This window comes from Isoptericola dokdonensis DS-3, assembly GCF_001636295.1.
Classification (GTDB): domain Bacteria; phylum Actinomycetota; class Actinomycetes; order Actinomycetales; family Cellulomonadaceae; genus Isoptericola; species Isoptericola dokdonensis.
On sequence record NZ_CP014209.1, the window covers coordinates 153,318 to 176,298 of the forward strand.

The following is a 22,981-nucleotide window of genomic DNA, read 5'->3' on the forward strand; positions in this document are numbered from 1 at the left end:
CATCCGGCCGTCATCCACCTGCACACCGCCCGCTGCGGCGTGCCTGGCCCCTGGAGCACCTCATCACCACCGAGAAGCGCTCGCCGCTCGTGCTCGACACGCACGAGCTCACGCGGCGTCCCGGCACCCTGCGGGAGGTCGCGCGCGTCGTCGCTGCGCCCCCCGACCTGGGCACCGGCGTGATCGGCGTGCCCGAGGGCGCCGACATGACGCTCGGGCTGCGGCTGGAGTCGGTCCTGGAGGGTGTGCTGGTCTCGGGGGTCGTGCGCGCCACGGCCGTCGGCGAGTGCGCCCGTTGCCTGGACGAGATCTCCACCCAGGTGACGGTCCGGGTCCAGGAGCTGTTCGTGTACCCCGAGCGGGTCGTCGCGGCCGAGGAATCGGGTGACGAGGACGTCGAGGACGAGCCGGTGCTGACCGACGACCTCGCGGACATCGAGCCCGCGGTTCGGGATTCGCTGGTCACTGCACTACCATTTCAACCGCTGTGCCGGCCGGACTGTCCTGGTCTGTGCTCCGAGTGTGGAGCACGACTCGCGGACGACCCGGGGCACCATCATGACGTCGTCGACCCGCGATGGGCGGCGCTGCAGACCATGCTCGAGGAATCGGGCGTGTCCGACGAGACGAAAGAGAGCTGACCGTGGCTGTTCCCAAGCGCAAGATGTCGCGCAGCAACACCCGTGCGCGCCGCTCGCAGTGGAAGACCACCGCGACGCCGCTCGCCACGTGCCCGAACTGCAAGGGCCAGAAGCTGTCCCACGCGGCGTGCCCGACGTGCGGCGCGTACAAGGGTCGCCAGTACGCCGAGGCGCTGCGCACCGAGCACGCGGGCTGACATGCCGGCACGCGGTACCGCTCGACCGGAGCCGACCGCCCTTCTCGAGAAGCTCGGGGTCCACCTGGACCCCGAGCTTCTCGTTCTTGCGCTGACGCACCGGTCGTTCGCGCACGAGGCGGGCGGCATCCCCACCAACGAACGGCTGGAGTTCCTCGGCGACACGGTGCTGGGGCTCGTCGTCACCGAGGCGCTCTACCGCCGCCACCCGGACAAGTCCGAGGGCGAGCTGGCGAAGATGCGCGCGGCGACGGTCTCGCAGCGCTCCCTCGCCGCCGTCGCGCGCGAGCTCGACCTGGGCCGCTACGTGCTGCTCGGCAAGGGCGAGGTGCACACCCGCGGCTTCGACAAGGACTCGATCCTGTCGGACACGGTCGAGGCGCTGCTCGGCGCGACCTACCTGTCGCACGGCCTGGAGGTCGCGCGCGGCCTGGTGCACCGGCTGGTCGACGACACCCTGGAGCACGCGGCCGACCTCGGCGCGGGGCTCGACTGGAAGACCTCCCTGCAGGAGGTGGCCGCCGCCCACGGCTTCACCGCGCCCGTGTACGAGGTGACCGGCGAGGGCCCCGAGCACGCCCGGCACTTCCACGCGCGCGTCACGACCGGTCCGGTCGTCGGGCTGGGCGAGGGGTCGGCGAAGAAGCACGCCGAGCAGGCCGCCGCCGAGGAGGCGTACCACGCGGTCGTGGCGCTCCCGCTGCCCGGCCCTGACGCCGACGGTGCCTGAGCTCCCCGAGGTCGAGACCGTCCGTGCCGGTCTCGACCGGCTCGTCGTCGGTGCGGTGGTGCGCGACGTCGAGGTGTTCCGCGAGTACTCGGTGCGGCGGCACGCGGGTGGCCCCGCCGGGTTCGCCGACCAGCTCCGCGGCGTCCGCGTCACGGGTGCCGCGCGGCGCGGCAAGTACCTGTGGCTGCCGGTGGCGCCCGCGGGCGGCGGCGAGCCCGCGGCCGCGCTGCTGGCGCACCTGGGCATGTCGGGCCAGCTCCTGGTCCGCGACCCGGCCGTCGCGGGGGAGTGGGAGCACCCGCACCTGCGGGTGCGCCTCCACCTCTCCGGCGCGCCGTCCGGCGCGCGGTACCTCGACTTCGTCGACCAGAGGACGTTCGGCCACCTGTCGGTGACCGACCTCGCGCCCACGCCCGACGGCGCCCCCGGCGGTCACGGCTCCCCGCTCACGGCGGTGCCGGAGCCCGTGGCGCACATCGCCCGTGACCTGCTCGACCCGGCGCTCGACCGGGACGCCGCCGTGGAACGGGTCCGCCGCCGTCGGACCGGGATCAAGCGCGCCCTGCTCGACCAGACCGTGGTGTCCGGCGTCGGGAACATCTACGCCGACGAGGCGCTCTGGCGGGCCCGGGTGCACTTCGCGCGGGCCACGGACACCATGACCCGTCCGGTGGTGCGGCGCGTGCTCGACGCCGCGACCGAGGTCATGACGGAGTCCCTCGCCCAGGGCGGCACGAGCTTCGACGACCTCTACGTCAACGTCAACGGCGAGTCCGGCTACTTCTCGCGGTCGCTCGCCGCCTACGGCCGGGCGGGGGAGCCGTGCCCGCGGTGCGGCACGCCCGTGCGGCGCGACGAGTTCATGAACCGCTCGTCCTTCACGTGCCCCCGCTGCCAGCCGCGTCCGCGACAGGGCCGCTGGTAGCCGGCACGTCCGGCCGGCACGTACCGCCGCCGCGCTCTCAGCGGGCGACGACGTTGTGCAGGCCGTCCGGGCCGTCGGCGAGCCAGCGCCGCACCTGCGCGGTGACGAATCCGGCGGCGCCCTGCGGGCGGCCACCGGCGACGTGCGGGGTGAGGATCAGGTTCGGCACGTCCCAGAGCGGTGAGTCCTCGGGCAGCGGCTCGGACTCGGTGACGTCGAGCGCCGCCCCGGCCAGCGCCCCGGACCGCAGGGCCTCGACCAGGGCAGTCTCGTCGACGGTGGCACCGCGGCCCACGTTGACGAACCGGGCGTGCGGGGGCAGCAGGGCGAGCAGCTGGGCGTCGAGCGCGTGCCGGGTCCCCGGTGTCGCGGGCAGCAGCGAGATCAGCACGTCGGCGCCGGGGAGGACCTCGGACAGCCGCTCCTGGGCGACCACCGGGTGCCCGTAGCGCTCGCCGTCCGACGTGGCCACGCCCGTCACCCGGGCACCGAGGGCGGTGAGCAGCGGCGTCAGGCGGGCGGCGATGGAGCCGAAGCCCCACACGACGACGTGCCGGCCCTGGAGGCTGAACATCTCCTGCTCGCGCACCTGCTCGCGGCCGAGCGCCCGGTCCCACTCGTGCCGGCGCTGGGCGTCCAGGGAGCGGTCGAGGCGGCGCACGGACGCCAGCAGCAGGGCGACCGTGTGCTCGGCGACCGTCGCGTCGTGCAGGCCGCGACCGGACGCGATCGTCACGTCGGGCCCGAACCCGGCGGCCAGCGCGAGGTCGGGGCCCGCGTTGAGGGTCTGCACCCAGCGCAGGGCGGTCAGCCGTGCGGCGGCGTCGCGCAGCACCGTGCCGGAGCTGGCCCAGGTGACGATCGCCTCGGCGTCGGTGTGCTCGTCGGGGACGGGGTCGCGCATGACGTAGGGCGCGACCTCCACCCCCTCGACGTCGATCGTCAGGTCGAACGGGACGTTGCTCGGGACGAGGATCTTCACGTCCCGGACGCTACCCGAGCGCCGGGCTGACCCGCGGTCGTCCGCCCGCGGGTCCACCGGACTCGCAGGTCAGCGGACCTCCACGCGCAGCACCCGCCGCAGACCCAGGGCGAGCGGGAGCGCGATCCACACCAGGGCGGACGTGCCGACCTGCGCCCACTGCTCGCCGGTGATGTCCGGCGAGGTGACGTACTGCATCGACCAGGACAGGTCGAGCCAGGCACCGTGCTGCGCCCACCAGCCGAACAGGGCCGCCGCGACGCTGGAGATCATGGGGAACACCAGCATCGTGCCGAGGAACACCACGAGCGCGGGCGCCGAGCTGCGGATCACGACGGCGACGGTGAAGCCGAACGCCACCGCGACGAGGTTGGCCAGCGCGAGCCGGGCCGCGAGGTCCACCGGCAGGTTCCACACGGGCTCGATGCCGCGGGCCGCCGACGCGACCAGGGTGCCGACCGCGCTGAGGACGAACGTCAGGGCCGTCGCCGCGAGGGTCACCAGGAGCGCGGCCAGGGCCTTCGCCCCCATCACCCGTGCGCGGCGGGGGACCAGGGCGAACGTCGTCAGCGCTCCGCGCTGGCTCCACTCGCTCGTCGCGGCGAGCACCGCCACGAGCGGCAGCAGCAGCCGCAGCGGGAACGAGTTGTTGCTCGCGAACGACCCGAAGGACACCTCGTCGTCGGAACCCCAGAAGCCGAGCGCCGCGACCACGCAGGCGACGAGGGCGGCCACGCTCACCAGGAGCCACAGGCTGGACCGCGTGTCGACCATCTTGCGGGACTCGACGTCGACCAGGCGGGCCAGGGGGACGGGGTCCTGCGGGTCCGGCCGCTGCGCGGGGGCGAGCCCGGCGAGGGTGGGTGCGGTCATGACGGGACTCCCGAGGTCGTGGCGGGCGCGGCGGCGCGGGCGAGGGCGGGATCGCGCTGGTCGTCGGCGGTGAGCTGGAGGAACATCTCCTCCAGGCCGGCGCCGTCGGCGGCGCGCAGCTCCGTGACGGCGAGCCCGGCGGCGAAGGCGGCGCGACCCGCGGTGGCGGGGTCGGCGTCCGTCAGCACGGTGCCGTCCGGGCCGAGCGACGCCTGGTGCCCGGCCGCGACGAGCGCCGCGGCGAGCCCGCGGCCGTCGTCGGCGCGGACCAGCGTCCCGGCCCCGGCGAGCAGGTCGGACTTCGTCCCGGACGCGACGATCCGACCGTGCCCGATGACGACGATGTCGTCGGCGATCGTCTCGATCTCGGCGAGCAGGTGGCTGGACAGCAGCACCGTCCCGCCCGCGTCGGCGAAGCCGCGCAGCAGGTCCCGCATCCAGCGGATGCCCGCCGGGTCGAGGCCGTTGGCGGGCTCGTCGAGCACCAGCACGCGGGGACCGCCGAGCAGCGCGGTGGCGATCCCGAGGCGCTGACGCATGCCGAGGGAGTAGTCACGCACGCGCCGCCGGCCCTCGGTACGGGTCAGGCCGACGAGCTCGAGCATCTCGTCGACCCGGGCCGGGGCCAGGCCCATCGTGCGCTGCGCCAGCACGAGCGTCTCCCGGCCGGTGCGGCCGCCGTGCTGCGCCGACGCGTCCAGCAGCACCCCGACCTCGAGCCCCGGGTTCGGCAGGTCGGCGTAGCGGCGCCCGAGCACGGTCGCCCGGCCCGACGTCGCGACGGCGAGGCCCGTCAGGACCCGCAGCGTGGTGGACTTCCCGGCGCCGTTCGGCCCGAGGAAGCCGGTGACGCGGCCCGGCAGGGCCGTGAAGGTGACGTCGTCGACGGCGGCGAGGTCGCCGTACCGCTTCGTGAGCGAGTCGATCCTGATCATGGCTCGACGCTAGGGGAGCGCCCCGGCCGGCCGGAACCGGGGAACACCCTGGGACCGACCCTGAAAGGCTGGACGCCGTGCGGCCGATGTCTCGTCAGCCGGTCGCAGGGAGCGTCGCGGTGTCCTCCTGGGCGGCGGCCCAGCCGTACCCGGGCACGTCGCGCACCAGGTCGGCGTGCCGGCCCCGGGCCACGACGCGTGCCGTGCCGCCGGTGCCGGCGGCGCCCAGCAGCAGCACCTCGTCGGCGGTCGCGAGCGGCCTGAGCCGGTGCGAGGCGACGACGACGGCGCGCCCGGTCGACCGGGCAGCCTCGGCGAGCGTGGTGACCAGCGCGTCCGCGGTGGCGGCGTCCAGGTGCTCGGCTGGCTCGTCGACCAGCAGCACCCGGTGCGGCGCCAGCAGCGCGCGGGCGACGAGCAGCCGGCGGCGCTCGCCGCCGGACACGTCCGTGCCGCCGGCGCCGAGCACGGTGCCCAGGCCGTCGGGCAGCCCGGCGAGCCAGGTGCCCAGCCCGGCGGCGGCGAGCGCGGTGGTGGCCTCGTCGGCCGTGACGTCCGCGCGGGCGACGCGCAGGTTCTCCAGCACGGTGGTGCCGAACACGTGCCCGTCCTCGGCGACGAACAGCCCGCCGCCCTCCACCCGCCCGGCCTGCGGGGCGAGCAACCCGGCCGCCGTGAGCAGCAGCGTCGTCTTGCCGACGCCGGACGGCCCGGCCAGCGCCACCACGGAACCCGGCCGCAGCGTGAGGCCGACGCCGTGCACCACGGGCGGGTGCCCGGGCCAGCCCGCGTCGACGCCGTCGAGGGCGAGCAGCACGCCTCCCGTGGCGGCGTCCGCCCGGCCCTCGTCCGGGTCGACGGCGAGAGGCTGCGTGGACCCGGCGCCCACGTCGTCGGGCAGCAGGTCGAGCAGCCGCCGCGCGGCGGCGCGCGACCGGCGCAGCTGCACGGCGGCGCCGGGCAGGGCGGAGGTCACCTCGAACACGGCCAGCGGTGTCAGGACGACGACGGCGAGCTCGGTCGCGGCGAGGTCCCCGGCCAGCGCCGCGGGGATGCCGACCAGCAGGCAGCCGAGCACCGCGAGGGTCTGCGCCCCGGCCTCGACCGCGGCGGCGACGCCGGACACGCGGGCACCGTCGGCGGTCGCGGCGGCGAGCCGGTCGTCCGCGCCGCGCAACCCGTCGAGGCGGTCGGCGACGCGCCCCGCCACGCGGAGCTGCTGGCCGTCCTCCACCAGCTCCAGGGTGCGCGCGGACACCTCGCCGCGCGCCGCCGCCCCCCGGACCTCCACCGCGGCCGACGCCCGCGAGGCCAGCCACGGGGACAGCACGCCGGTGAGGAGCAGGCAGGCGAGCAGGACCAGCGCGGCCGCGGGCAGGAAGACACCGACGAGCGCCACCGCCGCGGCCCCGGTCACGACGGCCACCGCGCCGGGGACCAGTGCCCGCACGACGAGGTCACCGACGTCGTCGACGTCGCGCCCCACCCGGGCGAGCAGGTCGCCGCGGCGCAGCGCCACGACGTCGGCGCCACCGCGGGCGAGGCGGTCGTAGAGGTTGGCGCGCAGGGCCGCCATGCCCCGCAGTGCGACGTCGTGGGAGGCGAGCCGCTCCAGGTAGCGGAAGAACGCCCGACCGGTGCCGAACGCGCGCACCCCCACCGTCGCGATCGACAGCGTGAGCACCGGCGGCATCTGGGACGCCCGGGCGATGAGCCACGCCGCCGCGGCCGCGAGCCCGATCGCGCACGTCAGGGTCAGGACGCCGAGCCCGACGGCGCGGGCGACCCGCGTCCAGCGGATCTCCAGCAGGGGCAGCACCCGGCGCAGCGGGTCGCGCGCGGACCACGGACGCTCAGGCACGGGCCACCTCCTCGGCGGTGACGTCGACGACCTGGTCGGCCAGCGCCAGCAGCGAGGCGCGGTGCGCGACGACGACGACGGTGCGGCCGGCGTCGCGCCAGGCCCGCACGGTGTCCAGCACGCACCGCTCGCCGCGGGCGTCCAGGTGGGCGGTCGGCTCGTCGAGGACGACGACCGGCCGGTCGGCGGAGCCGACGAGCGCGCGGGTCAGCGCGACGCGCTGCCGCTGCCCGACGCTGAGGCCGACCCCGCCGAGGCCGACGGGGGTGTCCCACCCGGTGGGGAGGTCCGCCAGGACGTCGTCGAGGCCGGTGGTGGCCGCGGCGACGGCGAGGGCGTCGGCGTCCACGGGACGTCCGTCGGTGACGACGTCGCGCACGGTGCCGGGCCCGATCGCGGGGCGCTGCGGCACCCAGGCGACGCGGTCCCACCAGGCGGCGGCGTCGACGTCGGCGACGTCCACCGGTTCGACGGCACCGGCCGCGGGGGAGCGGAGCGCGACCCGTCCGGCGTCGGGGCGCAGCAGCCCCAGCAGGAGCAGCACGACGGTCGACTTGCCCGCGCCGCTGGGACCACGCAGCGCGACGACGCGCCCGCCTCCCGGCGACCCGTTGCCGAGGTCGATCCGCGCCGACAGGCGCGCTGGGGCGAGGACGTCGCGGCCGGGCGCGCGCACGCTCACGTCGTCCAGCTCGATCGAGGCACCCACGAGGTCGGGGACCGGGCGGGTGCCGGGCCGGGGAGAGGGGGCGTCGAGCACGGCGAACGCGCGCTCGCCCGCGGCCAGCCCGTCGGTGGAGGCGTGGAACTCGAAGCCGACCCGCCGCAGCGGCAGGAAGATCTCGGGGGCGAGGACGAGCACCGCGATCGCGGGCACCAGCTCGACGTGGCCGTACACGAGGCGCAGGCCCACGCCGACGGCGATGACGGCGACGCAGAGCGTGGTGAGCAGCTCCAGCACCGCCCCGGACAGGAACGCGATCCGCAGGGTGCCCATGGTGGCGCGCCGCGAGGACTCCCCGAGGGCCCGCACACGCGCTCCGGGGCCGATCTCGCGCCCGAACGCCCGCAGCGTGGGCAGCCCGGCGACGAGGTCGAGGACCTGGGAGCCGAGGCGCTCGACGGTGGCCAGGCGCCTCTCGGAGGTGCCCGCCGTCATCGTGCCGATCAGCCACATGAAGAACGGCACCAGGGGGATCGTGACCACCGCGACGACGGCCGACACCCAGTCGAGCCCCCACACGACTAGCACGGCCGCGGGGGTGACCAGCGCCGTCAGCAGCAGCTGGGGCAGGAACCGCACCAGGTACGGCTCCAGGTCTCCCAGCCCGCGGGTGGCGAGCGTCGTGACGTCGGCCGGGGACGTGCCGGCCGGCGGGCGGGGCCCCAGCGCCACGGCGTGCTGCACCACCTGGCGGCGCAGGTCCGCCACGACGAGCGTCGCGGCGCGGCGGCCGAACCGCTCCTGCGCCCAGGCGACGCCCGCGCGTCCGACGACGACGCACGCCAGCACGGTCAGCCACCGGGCCAGGGCGCCGTCGTCGACCGCGCCGCTCCCGCCGGGGCTCGTCGCGGCCACGACGGGACCGAGGGCGTGCGCGATCGCGAACGCCTGCACCACCACCAGCGCGGCGGAGAGCACGCCGAGCGCGGCGGTGAGGACGACGTAGGAGCGGGCTGCACGGGCCTGCCGCAGCAGCCGGGGGTCGAGCGGTCTCACGTCAGAACGCCGCGTCCTTGATCTTCTGCCAGGTCAGCCCCGCCGGCGCGGGGATGTCCTTCGTGGACAGCCGGCGCCGGAACACCCAGTAGGTCCAGCCCTGGTACAGCAGCACCAGCGGCGTGAGGACGACGGCGACCCAGCTCATGATCGTCAACGTGTAGTCGGTGGACGACGCCTCGGCGACGGTGAGGGAGTTGCCGCCGTCGAGGCCGGGGATCACGTCGGGGTACATGGACCCGAAGATGAGCACCACGGCGGCCACGATGGTCACCGCCGACAGCGTGAACGCCCAACCCTCGCGGCGGGCCCGGGTGGCGACGACGACCCCGACCAGGGCGCCGGCGGCGACGAGCACCGCGACCCAGGTCCAGGCCACCGAGAAGGCGAGCTGCGCCCAGATCGCCCACCCGCCCGCGACGACCAGCGCGACGACCGCCAGGCCGGACGCGAGCCGTGCGGAGCGCTCGCGGACGTCGCCGTCGGTCTTCAGCGCGACGAACACGGCGCCGTGCAGCAGGAACAGCACCGTGGTGGTGAGCCCGCCGACGAGCGCGAACGGGTTGAGCAGGGCCCAGAACCCGCCGACGTACTGGTGGGCGTCGTCGAGCGCCAGCCCGCGCACCAGGTTGCCGAACGCGACGCCCCACATCACGGCCGGGACCCACGAGCCGAACTGGATCGCCCAGTCGCAGCGGCGGGCCCAGGCGGCGTCGGCGATCTTGCCGCGGTACTCGAAGGCGACGCCGCGGGCGACGAGCCCCAGCAGGATGATCAGCAGCGGGATGTAGAAGCCCGAGAACATCGTCGCGTACCACTCGGGGAACGCGGCGAACGTCGCACCGCCGGCGGTGAGCAGCCACACCTCGTTGCCGTCCCAGACGGGGCCGATGGTGTTGACGAGCACACGCCGCTCCTTCTCGCGGTGCTCCTTGTCACCCCGGGGCAGGATCGACAGCAGCATGCCGACGCCGAAGTCGAAGCCCTCGAGCACGAGGTAGCCGGTCCACAGGACGGCGATGAGGACGAACCAGAGGATCGCGAGGTCCACGTCAGGTCTCCAGTACGGGTTCGGCGCTCAGTACGCGAAGGACAGGGGGCGGTCGGTCTCGTCGGGGTCCTGCGCCTCGGGCGACTCGTCGCGCGCGACGTCGGGGACCCCCTCGATCGCGTACCGGTGCATGAGCCGGAACCAGACGACGGCGAGGACGGCGTAGACGAGGGTGAGCACGATCATCGAGGTGAGGATGACGCCCGGTGGCACGGCCGTGGAGACCCCGCGGTCGGTGAGGAGCCGCACCTGGTCGATGCCCGTCGGGTTGGGGGCCACGACCCACGGCTGGCGGCCGACCTCGGTGAAGATCCAGCCGAAGGAGCAGGCGAGGAACGGCATGGGGATGGCCAGCAGCCCCAGGCGGGAGAGCCAGACGTTGTCGCTGACGCGCCCCTTGCGGGTGAACCACAGGGCGGCGGCCGCCAGGGCCACGGAGAAGGCGGCGAGCCCGATCATGAGGCGGAACGACCAGTAGGTGACGGCGAGCGGCGGGGTGTAGGTGACGGGCTCGCCGTCGACCGTGAGATCGCCGTAGCGCTCGGTGTACTCCCGCTGGACGTCGTAGACGCCGGGCAGGTAGGACTCCTCGCCGGAGAAGTGCCCGGTGCCGAGGTAGCTGGTGAGACCGGGCACGGACAGGACGTGGTTGACGTCCTCGCAGCCCGCCTGGAGGGGGCCGATGGCGAGGATGGAGAACTCGGCGGACTCGGTGCCCTCGCAGAGGGCCTCGGCGGACGACATCTTGCCGGGCTGCTGCTCGTACATGAGCTTGCCCTGGACGTCGCCGGAGAGGCCGACGCCGATCCCGGCGAAGATCATGACCCACACGCCGACGAGGATCGCGGGCCGGTACACGGTGCGTGCCTTCTCGACGTTCTCGGGGACCTTGGTGCGCACGAGCCGGACCATCCACCAGGTCGCGATGCCGGTGACGAACGTCCCGGCGGTGAGGAACGCGGCGGTGATGGTGTGCGGGAAGGCCGCCAGCAGGGTGTTGTTGGTGAGCACGGCCCAGATCGACTCCATCTCGGCGCGCCCGGTCTCGGGGTTGTAGACGGTGCCGACGGGGTGCTGCATCCACGAGTTGGCGGCCAGGATGAAGAAGGCGGACAGGCTGGTCGCCAGCGCGAAGAGCCAGATGGACGCCAGGTGGACCTTCTTGGACACGCGGTCCCAGCCGAAGATCCACACACCGAGGAACACGGACTCCACGAAGAACGCGGCGAGGGCCTCCATGGCGAGCGGGGCGCCGAACACGTCGCCCACGAACCGCGAGTACTCGCTCCAGGCCATCCCGAACTGGAACTCCTGCCAGATGCCGGTGACGACGCCGAGGGCGAAGTTGATGAGCAGGAGCTTGCCGAAGAACTTGGTCAGACGCAGCCAGTGGTCCTTCTTCGTGACGACCCAGGCCGTCTGCATGCCCGCGACGATCGGGGCGAGCCCGATGGTCAGCGGCACGAAGATGAAGTGGTAGACGGTGGTGATGGCGAACTGCCACCGGGCCAGTTCGAGTGCGTCCACGGGGACTCCTTCGGTGCGTGCCGTCACGGCGGGGCCGGCGGGCCGGGGCCTGTGGTTCGACGGTAGGTCCGTCGTCGCAGGTCCGCACGGTGGAGCGGATCTCCCGGCCCGGCGGTTGTGAAGACTTTCACGAACCATTCGTGAAGACGTTCACAATGTCAACCCGGTGGGCCCGGATGTGGTGCACGCCACGCCGCCGTCCCGGCCGCGCGGCCCCGGGTGGCGGAAGGTGCGATACTGGACCGAAGGTTGCCGGGGCACCACATCCCCTGGCAGCCGGCGAGCTTGCGGCCCCTGCGTCCGCACGCGGTGCCGCGACCGGGCGCGAAGGGACCGGTCGCGCGGCGTCAGCGAAGACCACGGGGCCCAGGCCGAGACCGAGACTTCCGTCCGGGCGGCTCCTCAGCGGTGCCGCCGACCGACGACGACCGCCGCGGCGGCCCGCAGGTGTGGGTGGGCTCCCGTGGAGCAGGAGCACTTCCGTGACGTCCGAGACCCCCGAGCAGAACGACAGCACGACGCCCGCACGCCGCGCACCGCGCCGCCGTGCGACCCGCGCCGCCGCCGCGCCGCAGCCGACCCCCGCGCCGATCGTCGTCCCCGCCACGCCGGCCGCCGAGCCGACGCCCGAGCCGACCCCCGTGCCGGCGGCGACCGAGGCCCCCGCCGTCGAGACCCCCGTGGAGAAGCCCGCGCGTCGTTCGCGCCGCGCCACCCGGTCGACGACCGGGGCCGCTCCCGCAGACGCCGGCACGCCGACCGCCCCCGAGGCCCCCGCCGCTGCCACGCCGGTCACCGCGCCGGCCGCCGAGGAGCCCGCCGTCGCGGAGCCCGCCGAGGAGTCCGCGGCCCCCGCGGTCGCCCTGGACCTGCCCGTCGCCACCGACCCCGGCGCGGCGACCTCGTCCACCCTGAGCCTGGACGACATCGTGCTGCCCGCGGGACCCGCCACCCCCGCCGCCAAGGCCCCGGCGCGCGGTCGCAAGCGCGCCGCCGCCGCCGACGTCGAGCCGGCCGAGAAGGCCGCCGCACCGGCGCAGGAGGCCCCGGCCCAGGAGGCGCCGACGAAGCGCCGCCGCGCCTCGCGCGGGACCGGCGCCGCCACGAAGGCCGCCGAGGTCCCGGCGGCGCCCGCCGAGACCCCGGCCGCGGACGCACCGGCCGTCGAGGACGCCGCCGAGCAGGCGCCCGCCGCGCAGGAGGCGCCGACCCGCTCCGGGCGCGCCCCGCGCGGTTCCGCCGCCCGGGAGAAGAAGCAGGGTGGCACGCGGCGCGGTGACGTACCGGCGCCCGACGAGCAGCCCGCGGGTACCCCGCGCCTGGCCACGACCGCGCTGCTGTTCCAGGCGCCGGACCTCTCGGCGCCCCGGACGCGGCGCCGTGCCCCGGGCCGGGCCGCCGAGGCCGCCGCGCCCACCTTCGCCGGCGTCAGCACGGCCGGGTCCGCGACCGAGGCGCCCGACGCGCAGCCCGCCGAGAAGTCCGCCGCGAAGACGGGGACGAAGGCCGGTGCGAAGACCGGCGCGAAGTCCTCCGGAAGGTCCCGCCGGGCGTCGGCGGAGCCGGCTCGCGAGCAGGCGCCCGCCGTCACCCCCGAGGACACCGTCGCCCCGGACCCGAGCGAGGGCACGGTCGCCCCGGACCCGAGCAAGGAGGCCGCCGCGCCCGCCGAGGCCGCCGTCGAGGTCGAGACGCAGGACGCGCAGTCCCTCGACCTCACCGAGGCCGACGAGGCCGCGGTGGGCGAGATCGCGGAGATCGAGTCCGAGCTGGCCGCCGAGGGCGTCGAGCTGGTCGAGCTCGGGCCGGCGGACTTCCTGGACGACGGCGAGGAGACGGAGATCCGTCCGCGCCGGCGTCGTCGTCGCGGGGGCCGGGGCCGCCGTAGCGGCCGCCGTCCCGAGGACGACGCGACGGACGACGGCCACGACGGGGCGGACGACGACGAGTCCGACGCCTCGGCCGACGAGCCCGTCGACGACCAGGAGTCCGACACCGGCACGACCGCTGTCGAGGACGAGGGGGCCGGCACCGGTCCCGTCGACGACGCGGACGCCGAGGGTGACGACGAGGGGTCGTCGTCGAGCCGTCGTCGTCGCCGCCGTCGTCGTGGTGGCCGGACCGCCGAGCGCGAGGCGCGTACCCCGCGCGTCGACGACGAGATCGCCGCGCTCAAGGGGTCGACCCGCCTCGAGGCGAAGCGTCAGCGCCGGCGGGAGGGTCGCGACCACGGCCGTCGCCGGCAGATCATCACCGAGGCGGAGTTCCTCGCCCGGCGCGAGGCCGTCAACCGGTCGATGATCGTGCGCGAGCAGGGCGGGCGCACGCAGATCGCCGTGCTCGAGGACGGCGTGCTCGTCGAGCACTACGTCTCCCAGCAGGCGCAGGCCTCGATGGTCGGCAACGTCTACCTCGGCCGGGTGCAGAACGTCCTGCCGTCGATGGAGGCCGCCTTCGTCGACGTCGGCAAGGGCCGCAACGCCGTGCTGTACGCGGGTGAGGTCAACTGGGACGCCGCGGGCGTCGAGGGGCAGCCCCGCCGCATCGAGGAGGCCCTGAAGTCGGGCGACTCCGTGCTCGTCCAGGTCACCAAGGACCCCATCGGGCACAAGGGTGCCCGCCTCACGTCGCAGGTCACCCTCGCGGGGCGCTACCTCGTGCTCGTCCCCGGCGGCGGCATGACCGGCATCTCGCGCAAGCTCCCCGACACCGAGCGCAGCCGGCTGAAGAAGATCCTGCGCGACGTCGTCCCCGACGGCGCGGGCGTCATCGTGCGCACCGCGGCGGAGGGCGCCTCGGAGGAGGAGTTGCGTGCCGACGTCGAGCGGCTGCAGTCGCAGTGGCAGGCGATCTCCGCCAAGGCGGAGAAGTCGTCCACGAGCGCCCCGGCGCTGCTGCAGGGCGAGCCGGACATGGCGATCCGCGTCGTGCGCGACATCTTCAACGACGACTTCAGCTCGCTGGTCGTCCAGGGCGAGAACGCCTGGTCGGAGATCTCGTCGTACGTGGCCGAGCTCGCCCCCGACCTGCGCGAGCGGGTCACCCGGTTCGTCGAGTCCGGCGACGTGTTCGCCCGGCACCGCATCGACGAGCAGCTCGCCAAGGGCATGGACCGCAAGGTCTGGCTGCCGTCGGGCGGCTCGCTGGTCATCGACCGCACCGAGGCGATGACGGTCGTCGACGTCAACACCGGCAAGTTCACCGGCTCGGGCGGCACGCTCGAGGAGACGGTGACCCGCAACAACCTGGAGGCGGCCGAGGAGATCGTCCGTCAGCTCCGGCTGCGGGACATCGGCGGCATCATCGTCATCGACTTCGTCGACATGGTGCTGGAGTCGAACCGGGACCTCGTGCTGCGCCGGCTCGTCGAGTGCCTCGGGCGGGACCGCACGAAGCACCAGGTCGCCGAGGTCACGTCGCTCGGGCTCGTGCAGATGACCCGCAAGCGGGTCGGCCAGGGCCTGGTGGAGGCGTTCTCCTCCACCTGCGAGCACTGCAAGGGACGCGGCTTCATCGTGCACGACGAGCCGATCGAGCGCGGTGGCAGCACCGGCGCCCCGGCCGCGGCCGAGCCCGAGGCCAAGCGGTCGTCGTCGCGCCGCAAGCGCGGCGGCCGTGCCGACGAGCAGCCGCACGGCGAGGTCCCGAAGCTGCCCGAGGACGAGTCGGAGGCGCGCAAGGCCGTCAAGGCCACGCTCGCCACGATCGCCGCCGCGGCGGCGCACGCCCACGAGCACGGCCAGGAGGACGACGCCGCGTCCGCGGCGCCCGTCGAGGACGCCGCCGGGTCGACCGGGTCGCCGGCCGAGGTGGCCGACGCCGCCGCCACGGCCCCCGGGGCCGAGGCGGCCACGACGGAGGAGCCGACGTCGGACCAGGCGCAGGACGCGCCGGCCGAGGACGCCGAGCCCGCCGTGGCGCCCGCACCCAAAGGAGCCGGCGCCGAAGGGTCTCCTGAGCAGGCTGATGACACGGATCAGGCGCTGACCGCCACCCCGTGAGGCCCGCCGCCGGCCGGGGTGCTTGACTGTCCGCATGGACGACGGTCGAGCCCCCGGTCGGCTGGCGGTGATCGGCGGACCGATGTTCGCCGGCAAGTCCACCGAGCTCGTGCGGCGGGTGGAGCGCGCCCGCATCGCCGGGCGCGGCACGCTGGTCGTGGCGCACGACCTGGACGTGCGCAGCGGCGCCGGACGGGTCGCGACCCACTCCGGTCTGGGCGTGGACTCCGTGAGCGTCGCCGACGCCGCGGCGATCGTCCCGCTGGTGACGGCGGGCCTGACGCTGGTCGCCGTGGACGAGGCGCAGTTCTTCGGACCAGCCCTGGTCGACGTCGTCCAGGGGCTCGCCGACGACGGGCTGGACGTCGTGGTCGCCGGGCTGACCGTCACCTTCGACGGTCAGCCCTTCGAACCCCTGCCGAGCCTCATGGCGCTGGCGGAGTCCGTCACGCGGCTCACCGCGGTCTGCGTCGTCTGCGGCCGCGACGCGGCGTACCACGTGCGGCTGGTCCCGGACGACGGCGACCCGAGGGTCGCGAGCCCGACCCACGTCGGTGGCGCGGAGACCTACGAGGCGCGCTGCCGCGCCCACCGGTCTCCCGGGCGTCAGTAGCCGCGCAGCTCGCGCCGCATCGGGCAGTCGAACGGGTCGCGGGCGGCGAGCCCGACCTGGTTGAGGTGCCGCACCACGATCGCGTAGGACGCCAGGAGGCTGGTCTCGGTGTAGGGCACGCCGTGGCGGGCGCAGTGCTCGCGGACCAGCACCCGGGCGCGGCCGAGGTGGGGGCGCGGCATGCTGGGGAACAGGTGGTGCTCGACCTGGTGGTTGAGGCCGCCCATGAGCACGTCCATGAACCAGCCGCCGGTGATGTTGCGGGAGGTGAGGACCTGCTTGGACAGGAAGTCGAGCTTGGTGCCGGGGGCCACGAGGGCCATCCCCTTGTGGTTGGGCGCGAACGACGCGCCCATGTAGACGCCGAACACGGCGAGCTGCACGCCGAGGAACGCCGCGGCGAGGCCGAGGGGGAAGATCCAGACGAGCAGGGCGACCCAGGCGGTGAGCCGGGCGGCGATGACGATCAGCTCGCGCCGGCGCGTGCGCGCCGTCGCCGGGTCGCCGGTCAGCAGCGACCGCACGGAGACGACGTGCAGGTTGAGCCCCTCGAGCGTGAGGAGCGGGAAGAACAGCCAGCCCTGCCGACGGACCAGGTGCCGCATCGGGCCACGGACCTCGGCGGCGGACTCCTCGGTGAACCGGATCGTGTCCGGCGCGATGTCCGGGTCCTTGCCGACCTGGTTCGGGTTGGCGTGGTGCCGGGAGTGCTTGGTCATCCACCACGAGTAGCTGATCCCCACGACGGCGTTCGCGAGCCAGCGCCCCACCGCGTCGTTGACGGGCCCGGTCGCGAAGACCTGGCGGTGCGCGGCCTCGTGGGTGAGGAAAGCGACCTGCGTCAGCAGGATCCCGAGCGCCGCGGCCATGAGCAGCTGGAGCCAGGAGTCGCCGAGCAGGACCATGCCGGTGACGACCCCGCCGATCCCCGCGGCGATGACGATGCCTGCCGCGAGGTAGTAGCCGTGTGCCCGCCGCAGCAGGCCGGCGTCGCGGACCTCCCGGGAGAGCTGGGCGTAGCTGCCGGTGTGGCGTGCGCCGGGCTGTTCGGCCGGGGCGGGCGCCTCGAGGGTGGACGTCGTGGAGTGGGGCATTCGACCTCGCTCGGATGTCGTGTCGACTTCGCAGTCGCCGTGGTGACCAGGGCGGGGTCGCCCGGTTTCGCCCGAGCCTACGGGACCGTAGGTTGTGGGGCCCACGGGGGGAGGTGAAGGTCTCGCGGAGGTCGTCCGGGGCGGGTGCGCCGGCGCGCCCGCCCCGGGTCAGTCCTCGACGAGGGGCACGAACCGGTACTCGCCGTGCTCGGTGACCTGCACGGACCCGGCGACGTCGCGCGCGACGACCAGCATCGTGCCGCCGACGGGCACCACCATCCGGCCTCCGGGGGCCACCTGGTCGACGAGCGCGCCGGGCAGGACGTCGGGGGAGGCGGACACCAGCACGCGCGGCCAGCCCCCGGCGCGGGGCGCGCCGAGCACGCCGTGACCGGCAGGGCGCAGCCGCGCCCACGGCACCCCGGCGCGGGCGACGTTCGCCGCCCCCCACGCGGCGAGCTCGGGAACCCGCTCGAGGCCGAGCACCGACCCGCCGGGTCCGGTGAGGTGGGCGAGCAGCACGGTGGTCCAGCCCGAGCCCGCGCCGACGTCCAGCACCGCGGCGCCGGGCGGGACGTCGAGGAGGCGCAGCATGGCGGCGACGGTCGCCGGCTGGGAGCAGGTCTGCCCGTGGCCGATGGCCAGCGGCCTGTCCTCGGCGGCGTGGCCGCGCTGCGCCCAGGGCAGGAAGCGGCGGCGGTCGACGGCGGCCATCGCGCGGGCGACCTCGTCGTCGGGCAGGGGTGCGGTCATCCGTCCCATCGTGCGCCGAGGTCCGGGCGCCCGCCGGGCGACGTCCGGGCCGTGCGCCAGATCACGCCCGGGTGCCCGCCGTCGTGGTTGTCCCGGGCGGCGCGGTCGCGTAAAGTGTTGCGTCGGCGCGCCCTCGGTGCGCCTGTCCCGTGTGCCCTCGGCGCACCGCACTCGACCGCCGCGGCGGGCCGAGTCCCAGACCAAGCCGGTGACCGACGTCGGGCGAGCACGCCAAGACCAGGAGAGATGAGCACAACATGGTGTACGCGATCGTCAAGACCGGCGGCCGTCAGGAGAAGGTGTCGGTCGGCGACATCGTCGTCATGGACCGCATCCAGGGTGCGGCCGGCGACTCCGTCGAGCTGCCCGCGATCCTGCTCGTGGACGGGGAGAAGGTGACCACCGACGCGGCCGCGCTCGCGAAGGTGAAGGTCACGGCCGAGATCGTCAAGGACGTGAAGGGCCCGAAGATCTCCATCCAGAAGTACAAGAACAAGACCGGCTACCGCAAGCGCCAGGGTCACCGCCAGCAGCTGACCCGCCTCAAGGTCACCGGCATCAAGTGATCTCCCGCGGGCCCCGGCCCGCGTGGTCTCCCATTCTTCGTACCTCCCAGAAAGCAGGCCCGTCATGGCACACAAGAAGGGCGCGAGCTCCTCGCGCAACGGTCGCGACTCGAACGCCAAGTCGCTCGGCGTGAAGCGCTACGCCGGCCAGGTCGTCAACGCCGGCGAGATCCTCGTCCGCCAGCGCGGCACCCACTTCCACCCGGGCGAGAACGTCGGCCGCGGTGGCGACGACACGCTGTTCGCGCTGCAGGCCGGCTCGGTCGCCTTCGCGACGCGTCGTGGCCGCAAGGTCGTCGACATCGTCACCGTCGAGGCCTGAGCCTCCGCACGCACTTCCCCCTTCCGGGGGCACGAGGGGCGCACCGTTGCTGCGGTGCGCCCCTCGCGCTGTTCCCGGTCCGCCGTCCTTGAGAGGATCAGTCCATGGCCAGCTTCGTCGACCGCGTCGTCCTGCACGCCGCCGGTGGTGACGGCGGGCACGGTGTCGCCTCCATCCGCCGCGAGAAGTTCAAGCCCCTCGCGGGCCCCGACGGCGGGGACGGCGGGGACGGCGGCAGCGTCGTGCTGGTCGTCGACCCGCAGGCGACCACCCTGCTCGAGTACCACCACTCGCCGCACCGCCGCGCCCCCAAGGGCGGGCAGGGCATGGGCGACGAGCGGGACGGCGCCAAGGGCGGCGACCTCGTCCTGCGGGTGCCGGACGGCACCGTGGTCAAGGACCGCGACGGCGAGGTGCTCGCCGACCTCGTGGGCGCCGGTACCCAGTTCGTCGTCGCGCAGGGCGGCCGCGGCGGCCTCGGCAACAAGGCGCTCGCCTCCCCGAAGCGCAAGGCCCCCGGCTTCGCGCTGCTCGGCGAGCCGGGCGAGGAGCGCGACGTCGTCCTCGAGCTGAAGTCGATCGCGGACGTCGCGCTCGTCGGGTTCCCCAGCGCGGGCAAGTCCTCGCTGATCGCCACGGTGTCCGCGGCGCGGCCCAAGATCGCCGACTACCCGTTCACCACGCTCGTGCCGAACCTCGGCGTCGTGCAGGCGGGCGACACCCGCTACACGATCGCCGACGTGCCGGGTCTCATCCCGGGCGCCAGCGAGGGCCGCGGGCTCGGGCTGGAGTTCCTGCGCCACATCGAGCGGACCGCCGTGCTGGTGCACGTGCTGGACTGCGCCACGCTGGAGCCGGGCCGGGACCCGCTGAGCGACCTCGACGCGCTCGAGGCCGAGCTCGCCGCCTACTCCGGCGACCTCGGGATCTCCGGCGGTCGCGTGCCGCTCACGGAGCGGCCCCGCCTGGTCGTGCTGAACAAGATCGACGTGCCCGAGGCGCGCGAGCTCGCCGAGCTGGTGCGCCCCGACCTCGAGGCGCGCGGGCTGAGGGTCTTCGAGATCTCGACCGCGTCGCACGAGGGCCTGCGGCCGCTGACGTTCGCGCTGGCCGAGCTGGTCGAGCAGGCGCGCGCCGCGGCGCCCGCGCCCGAGCCGGCCCGCGTCGTGCTGCGACCGCGCGCCGTCGACGACTCCGGGTTCACCGTCGAGCGCCGCACCGACGGCTCCACCGGCGACGTGTACTTCCTCGTGCAGGGCGCCAAGCCGCGGCGCTGGGTCCGTCAGACCGACTTCAACAACGACGAGGCCGTCGGCTTCCTCGCCGACCGGCTCGCGAAGCTCGGCGTCGAGGACCGCCTGCTCAAGACCGGCGCGGTGGCAGGTGACGAGGTGCGCATCGGCACCGAGACCGACGCCGTGGTGTTCGACTGGGAGCCGACGATGGCCGCCGGCGTCGAGCTGCTCGGTGCGCGCGGCACCGACCTGCGCCTGGAGGAGACCGCTCGTCCGACCCGCGGGGAGAAGCGCAAGGAGTACACCGAGCGCATGGACGCCAAGACGGCCGCGCGCGAGGAGCTCTGGACCGAGCGCAGCGCCGGTCACTGGGCGGACCCCTCCGACGACTGACCCGCCGACCGGCGATGATGGGCACGTGAACACCTCGCCCCGCTCCGTCCTGCCCGCCGCGCGCCGCGTCGTCGTCAAGATCGGTTCCTCGTCGCTGACGCGACCGGACGGGCACCTGGACGTCGTGGCGCTGCGGGCGCTCGTGGACGTGCTGGCGGAGCGCCGCCGCGCGGGTGGCGAGGTCGTGCTCGTCACCTCCGGCGCGGTCGCCGCCGGGATCGGCCCCGCGGGCCTCGTCTCGCGGCCCAAGGACCTCGCCACCGTCCAGGCCTGCGCGATGCTCGGGCAGGGCCAGCTCGTCGCCCGGTACACCGAGGCGTTCGCCGAGCACGGCATCGGGGTCGGGCAGGCGCTGCTCACCGCGGAGGACACCGTGCGCCGGGCGCGCTACCGCAACGCGCAGCGCTCCCTGGACAAGCTCCTCGCGCTCGGCGTCGTGCCGGTCGTCAACGAGAACGACGCCGTGACGGTCGACGAGCTCCGGTTCGGCGACAACGACCGGCTCGCCGCCCTCGTCTCGCACCTCGTGCGCGCCGACGCGATGGTGCTGCTCACCGACGTCGACGGCCTGCACGACGCCCCGCCCAGCCGCCCCGGCGCGCGGCGCATCCCGCTCGTGACGGACCTCGCGGACGTCGCCGGGGTCGAGGTCACCGCCCGGGGCAGCTCGGTGGGCACGGGCGGCATGGTGACCAAGCTGGAGTCGGTGCGCATCGCGACCTCCGCCGGCGTCCCGGTGGTGCTCACCGCGGCGCGGAACGTGCGGGCCGCGCTGGCGGGCGAGGACGTCGGCACCTTCTTCACGGCGCAGGGCCGCACGACGGCACGCCGGCTGTGGATCGCGCACGCGGCCCGCACCGAGGGGCGCCTGCACCTCGACGACGGCGCGACGCGGGCGGTGCTCGGCGGGCGCGCCTCGCTGCTGCCCGCCGGGATCACGCGCGTGGAGGGCTCGTTCGACGCGGGGGACCCCGTCGAGCTCGTCGCGCCGGACGGGGGCGTGGTCGCCCGCGGCCTGGTCGCCTACGACGCCACCGAGCTGCCGGGGCTGCTGGGCCGGTCCACGTTCGACCTGCGCGACGACCTGGGGGAGGGCTACGACCGCGAGGTGATCCACCGCGACGACCTGGTGCTCGACGGACGGACGGGCCTGTCGTCGTCCGCCTCGGCGTCGTAGTGTTGGCGTCCATGACCACCACGACGTCCGAGTCCCAGCCCGCCGCGACGCACGACGGCGGGCGACCGGGGCCGGAGCCGGACGTCGAGACCGCCGTGCGCGACGTGGCCCGCCGCGCGCAGGTCGCCTCGCGCGTGCTGGCGACGGCCACCCGGGCGACGAAGGACGCGGCCCTGCACGCGCTGGCCGACGCGCTGGTGGCGTCGTCCGGCGAGATCGTCGAGGCCAACGCGGTCGACCTGGAGCGCGGTCGCACGAGCGGCATGAGCGAGGGTCTGCTGGACCGCCTGGCGCTCACCGACGCGCGGGTCGCGGCGATCGCCGACGCCCTGCGCTCGCTCGCCGCCCTGCCCGACCCGGTGGGCGAGGTCGTGCGCGGCCAGACGCTGCCCAACGGGCTGCGCGTCCGCCAGCTGCGCGTCCCGATGGGCGTGGTCGGCATGATCTACGAGGCGCGGCCCAACGTGACGGTCGACGCCGCCGGGCTCGCGCTGAAGTCCGGCAACGCGGTGATCCTGCGCGGCGGCAGCGCCGCGGCATCGTCGAACACGGTGATCGTCGAGGTGATGCGCCGCGCGCTGACCGACCTCGGCCTGCCCGCCGACCTCGTGCAGTCCATCGACGGGCACGGTCGCGCCGGGGGCGTCGCCCTCATGCGTGCCCGCGGGCTCGTCGACCTGCTCGTCCCGCGCGGGGGCGCCGACCTCATCCGCACGGTCGTGGAGCAGTCCACGGTGCCCGTCATCGAGACCGGCACCGGCAACGTGCACGTCTACGTCGACGCCACGGCCGACGTCGCCACCGCCGTCGAGATCGTCATGAACGCCAAGACGCAGCGGGTGGGCGTGTGCAACGCCGCCGAGACCCTGCTCGTGCACCGCGACGCGGCCGACGCCTTCCTCCCGGCGGCGCTGGCCGCGCTCGGCGGGGCGGGGGTCACGCTGCACGGCGACGCCTCGACGGTCGCGCGGGCGCCCGAGAGCGTCGAGGTGGTCCCGGCGACCGACGACGACTGGGCGACCGAGTACCTCGCCCTCGAGCTCGCGGTGCGGGTCGTGGACTCGCTCGACGAGGCCGTGGCGCACATCCGCACCTGGAGCTCGGGTCACACCGAGGCGATCGTCACGCGGGACCTCGGCTCGGCCGACCGGTTCGTGGCGGAGGTGGACTCGGCGGCGGTGATGGTCAACGCCTCGACGCGGTTCACCGACGGCGGCGAGCTCGGCCTGGGCGCGGAGATCGGGATCTCCACCCAGAAGCTGCACGCCCGCGGGCCCATGGGCCTGGCGGAGCTCACCACCACCAAGTGGGTCGTGCACGGCGACGGGCACGTGCGGCCCTGACACGGTGCCGTGAGAGACTGTCCACCGTTCTGAACCAGACAC

Annotated in this window: 20 protein-coding genes; 11 read left to right on the forward strand and 9 right to left on the reverse strand. The window is 74.9% G+C overall.

Going from position 1 to position 22,981, the window contains the following annotated elements; genetic code table 11:
* The first annotated feature begins 89 nt into the window (after nt 1-89).
* Genes I598_RS00690 through mutM form a run of 4 tightly spaced genes read left to right on the forward strand, consistent with a single transcriptional unit; the run spans nt 90 to nt 2,493 of the window.
* Nucleotides 90-641, forward strand: a complete 552-nt coding sequence (locus I598_RS00690) for a YceD family protein (RefSeq protein WP_157557111.1) — start codon at nt 90-92, stop codon at nt 639-641.
* 2 nt (nt 642-643) lie between these two features.
* Entirely contained in the window at nt 644-838 is a 195-nt protein-coding gene (gene rpmF, locus I598_RS00695) for a 50S ribosomal protein L32 (RefSeq protein WP_068200356.1), read from the forward strand.
* Between the two features lies 1 nt (nt 839).
* Nucleotides 840-1,568: a ribonuclease III gene (rnc, locus tag I598_RS00700; RefSeq protein WP_068200359.1), complete on the forward strand. Its 729-nt coding sequence runs from the start codon at nt 840-842 to the stop codon at nt 1,566-1,568.
* Complete coding sequence (gene mutM / locus I598_RS00705; protein ID WP_068200362.1) at nt 1,561-2,493, forward strand: bifunctional DNA-formamidopyrimidine glycosylase/DNA-(apurinic or apyrimidinic site) lyase; 933 nt, start codon at nt 1,561-1,563, stop codon at nt 2,491-2,493. The genes rnc and mutM overlap by 8 nt, the downstream gene beginning before the upstream one ends.
* A 37-nt stretch (nt 2,494-2,530) precedes the next feature.
* On the opposite strand, the gene I598_RS00710 is transcribed toward mutM, so the two are convergent.
* The 7 genes from I598_RS00710 to I598_RS00740 form a co-directional block, all read right to left on the reverse strand.
* Nucleotides 2,531-3,475 carry an NAD(P)-dependent oxidoreductase gene (locus tag I598_RS00710; protein WP_068204667.1) on the reverse strand — a complete coding sequence of 315 codons (945 nt, stop codon included), beginning with the start codon at nt 3,473-3,475 and terminating at the stop codon, nt 2,531-2,533.
* 69 nt (nt 3,476-3,544) lie between these two features.
* Nucleotides 3,545-4,348: a hypothetical protein gene (locus I598_RS00715; protein WP_068200364.1), complete on the reverse strand. Its 804-nt coding sequence runs from the start codon at nt 4,346-4,348 to the stop codon at nt 3,545-3,547.
* Nucleotides 4,345-5,283 carry an ABC transporter ATP-binding protein gene (locus I598_RS00720; RefSeq protein ID WP_068200366.1) on the reverse strand — a complete coding sequence of 313 codons (939 nt, stop codon included), beginning with the start codon at nt 5,281-5,283 and terminating at the stop codon, nt 4,345-4,347. Before I598_RS00720 ends, I598_RS00715 begins: the two co-directional genes overlap by 4 nt.
* 94 nt (nt 5,284-5,377) lie before the next feature.
* The gene (cydC, locus tag I598_RS00725) at nt 5,378-7,144 is read right to left on the reverse strand and encodes a thiol reductant ABC exporter subunit CydC (RefSeq protein ID WP_068200370.1); all 1,767 of its coding nucleotides are present in this window, start codon (nt 7,142-7,144) and stop codon (nt 5,378-5,380) included.
* Nucleotides 7,137-8,864: a thiol reductant ABC exporter subunit CydD gene (gene cydD, locus I598_RS00730; protein ID WP_068200373.1), complete on the reverse strand. Its 1,728-nt coding sequence runs from the start codon at nt 8,862-8,864 to the stop codon at nt 7,137-7,139. Before cydD ends, cydC begins: the two co-directional genes overlap by 8 nt.
* A 1-nt stretch (nt 8,865) precedes the next feature.
* Nucleotides 8,866-9,915, reverse strand: coding sequence for a cytochrome d ubiquinol oxidase subunit II (gene cydB / locus I598_RS00735; protein WP_068200375.1), 1,050 nt, complete (start codon nt 9,913-9,915; stop codon nt 8,866-8,868).
* 27 nt (nt 9,916-9,942) lie between these two features.
* Nucleotides 9,943-11,442: a cytochrome ubiquinol oxidase subunit I gene (locus tag I598_RS00740; protein WP_068200376.1), complete on the reverse strand. Its 1,500-nt coding sequence runs from the start codon at nt 11,440-11,442 to the stop codon at nt 9,943-9,945.
* 482 nt (nt 11,443-11,924) lie between these two features.
* Here I598_RS00740 and I598_RS00745 point away from each other — a divergent pair, with 482 nt between their 5' ends.
* Nucleotides 11,925-15,443 carry an Rne/Rng family ribonuclease gene (locus tag I598_RS00745; RefSeq protein WP_068200379.1) on the forward strand — a complete coding sequence of 1,173 codons (3,519 nt, stop codon included), beginning with the start codon at nt 11,925-11,927 and terminating at the stop codon, nt 15,441-15,443.
* Nucleotides 15,444-15,477: 34 nt separating this feature from the next.
* Nucleotides 15,478-16,056, forward strand: coding sequence for a thymidine kinase (locus tag I598_RS00750; RefSeq protein WP_068200380.1), 579 nt, complete (start codon nt 15,478-15,480; stop codon nt 16,054-16,056).
* Here the strand turns inward: I598_RS00750 and I598_RS00755 are convergent.
* The gene (locus I598_RS00755; RefSeq protein WP_068200383.1) at nt 16,050-17,150 is read right to left on the reverse strand and encodes a fatty acid desaturase family protein; all 1,101 of its coding nucleotides are present in this window, start codon (nt 17,148-17,150) and stop codon (nt 16,050-16,052) included. The two genes, I598_RS00750 and I598_RS00755, sit on opposite strands and share 7 nt — an antisense overlap.
* A gap of 168 nt (nt 17,151-17,318) precedes the next feature.
* Entirely contained in the window at nt 17,319-17,903 is a 585-nt protein-coding gene (locus I598_RS00760; protein ID WP_068200386.1) for a protein-L-isoaspartate O-methyltransferase family protein, read from the reverse strand.
* A 257-nt stretch (nt 17,904-18,160) separates the two neighbouring features.
* On the opposite strand from I598_RS00760, the gene rplU reads away from it, so the two are divergent.
* The 5 genes from rplU (at nt 18,161) to I598_RS00785 (ending at nt 22,939) form a co-directional block, all read left to right on the forward strand.
* Nucleotides 18,161-18,469, forward strand: coding sequence for a 50S ribosomal protein L21 (rplU, locus tag I598_RS00765; RefSeq protein ID WP_068200388.1), 309 nt, complete (start codon nt 18,161-18,163; stop codon nt 18,467-18,469).
* 64 nt (nt 18,470-18,533) lie between these two features.
* On the forward strand, nt 18,534-18,791 hold the full coding sequence (gene rpmA / locus I598_RS00770; RefSeq protein WP_068200391.1) for a 50S ribosomal protein L27: 258 nt from the start codon (nt 18,534-18,536) through the stop codon (nt 18,789-18,791).
* A 104-nt stretch (nt 18,792-18,895) separates the two neighbouring features.
* On the forward strand, nt 18,896-20,419 hold the full coding sequence (gene obgE, locus I598_RS00775) for a GTPase ObgE (protein WP_068200394.1): 1,524 nt from the start codon (nt 18,896-18,898) through the stop codon (nt 20,417-20,419).
* Between the two features lie 25 nt (nt 20,420-20,444).
* Nucleotides 20,445-21,596 (forward strand): glutamate 5-kinase, encoded by a 1,152-nt coding sequence (gene proB, locus I598_RS00780; RefSeq protein WP_068200399.1) that lies wholly within the window; start codon nt 20,445-20,447, stop codon nt 21,594-21,596.
* An 11-nt stretch (nt 21,597-21,607) separates the two neighbouring features.
* The gene (locus I598_RS00785; RefSeq protein WP_083972741.1) at nt 21,608-22,939 is read left to right on the forward strand and encodes a glutamate-5-semialdehyde dehydrogenase; all 1,332 of its coding nucleotides are present in this window, start codon (nt 21,608-21,610) and stop codon (nt 22,937-22,939) included.
* Nucleotides 22,940-22,981: the final 42 nt, after the last annotated feature.